Annotated in this window: 1 protein-coding gene; it reads left to right on the top strand. The window is 39.4% G+C overall.

The features are described from left to right. A partial coding sequence (locus HMPREF1519_RS06880) for a glucosyl transferase (protein WP_037611657.1) occupies positions 1-1893 on the top strand: 1893 nt, incomplete at its 5' end. Between the last annotated feature and the right edge of the window lie 169 nt (positions 1894-2062).

Below are 2062 nucleotides of genomic sequence, written 5' to 3'. Positions count from 1 at the left end.
TCAGGCCAAACACGCGAAGCTGTAACTACAGACCGGGCTGCCAATGAGACTGCAACAGCAACCGCAGATACCAATAGTGAAACAAATGTCACCGGTGGTCAATACTATAGCGATGACCAAGGCAACTGGTATTATAAAGATTCTAGTGGTAAAAACCTCGTAGGCGAACAGACTATCGATGGCCAAAATGTTTATTTCCGCAGTAATGGGCAACAAGTTAAGGGGCCTTTACTCGATAGGAATAATAATCTATTTCGTTACTACGATGTTGATACTGGGCAACTATGGACGAATCGATACCTTGAATCCCAAGGTAATTGGTACTATTTAGGTAAAGATGGCTATCCACTCACTGGAGAACAAACTATCAATGGTCAAGAAGTCTACTTCGATTATAAAGGTGTTCAAATCAAAGGTGACTTTAGCGGAGAGGACTATAGCTATCCAGATCAAACTTTCTATTACGACTCTAACTCTGGTGCAAGGGTCCGAAAAGAAGGTCTAGTTCAGAATAAAAAAGGCCAAACCTTTTACATCAAGAACGATGGTTCTAAATTTACAGGAATACGTGAAATTGATGGTAATATCTACTATTTTAAAGCACGTGAAGCTGCCTCTCCTGTTGATACCGGCGTCCTACAAAAAGGAATCAGCATTTTACTAGAAGAAGGGCAAAATTCACCACGTACTTATGGTTTTGGTACCCCTACTAATATTACCCGTCGCTACTATTTTGACTCAGTTACTGGTCAAGCCGTTAAAAATCGCTATGTCCAAGAAAATGATGGCTGGTACTATTATGGTGCAGATGGAAATGCTATTCGTCCTCAAGATGGTGAAGTCAATATAGACGGTCAAATCGTTTACCTATATGCTAATGGTCGTCAAGCTAAGGGAGAGCTTGTTCTCGACAATGGTGTTCTTCGCTACTATGATCCTAATTCTGGAGCACGCGTCTCTAACACCACTCTAACAATTAATGGTATGACCTATCGATTTGATGAAAACGGCGTAGGTATGGATGCTCCTAACCCAAATGGTTATTATAGCGACGATAATGGAAACTGGTATTATAAGAACGCAAATGGAGACAACCTCACTGGTGCTCAAATCATTAACGGTCAAAAGTTATTTTTCCGCGACAATGGTCAACAGGTTAAAGGTGCTTATGGTGATTCCTACGGTGATTTATACGCATTCTACGATATTAATTCTGGAAATCTTGTAACCAATCGTTATGTTGAATACATGGGTAATTGGTTCTATGTAGGTAAAGACGGTAAGCCAGTCAAGGGAGCTCGAAATATCGATGGACAAGATGTCTTCTTCAACTATCGAGGGGTACAAGCTAAAGGAGGATTTGGTCAAGATGGCGTCTATATGCCTGAGTACTATTACGATAAAGATAATGGTCGCAAAGTAACCAAAGCTGGGTTTGTTAAAGATAACAGAGGCTTAACTTACTATCTTGACGAGAAAGGTAACAAAGTCCTTGGACTTCATGAAATCAATGGTGATTTATATTACTTCCGTCGAGGAGGTGCCTATAAGTACACCCAACTGGGTGACATGTGGCAAGACAGTATTAATTACATCGATGGTAAAATCTACTACTTCGGTCATGACGGTAGAGCAATTAAAAATCGTTTCTATCAATGGGGTAATTACTGGTACTACTTCTATGCGGATGGTTCAGCAGCTACTGGTGCCGTTCAGATTAATGGACAACAACTTTACTTCGATAAAAATCATGGTAGACAAGTTAAAGGCGCTTTTGCACCAGATGGTCACTACTACGATGAAAACTCTGGTGAACTCGTCACTAACCAAACACGTACTATCAAAGGTGTAACTTATCATTTTGATGAAAATGGTAACGCGACTAAAGTTTAAGCTATTCCTTACTTTAAGAAAACTTTAGGCTATGCTCTATATACTACAACTATCCTAAAACTTTTCTTTTTCATAATCTCCTAATCCAGGACTTAAGTCCTGGATTTTTTGTGTTTTTAAACTCTTGTGACTGCTAAAATTGCGACATTTACTTTATTACTCACTTTAT

The sequence above is a fragment of the Streptococcus sp. SR4 genome, from assembly GCF_000517725.1.
GTDB classification, from domain to species: Bacteria; Bacillota; Bacilli; order Lactobacillales; family Streptococcaceae; genus Streptococcus; species Streptococcus salivarius_F.
Note: the sequence above shows the minus strand (reverse complement) of the source record. Positions and strands in the feature narration are given on the sequence as shown.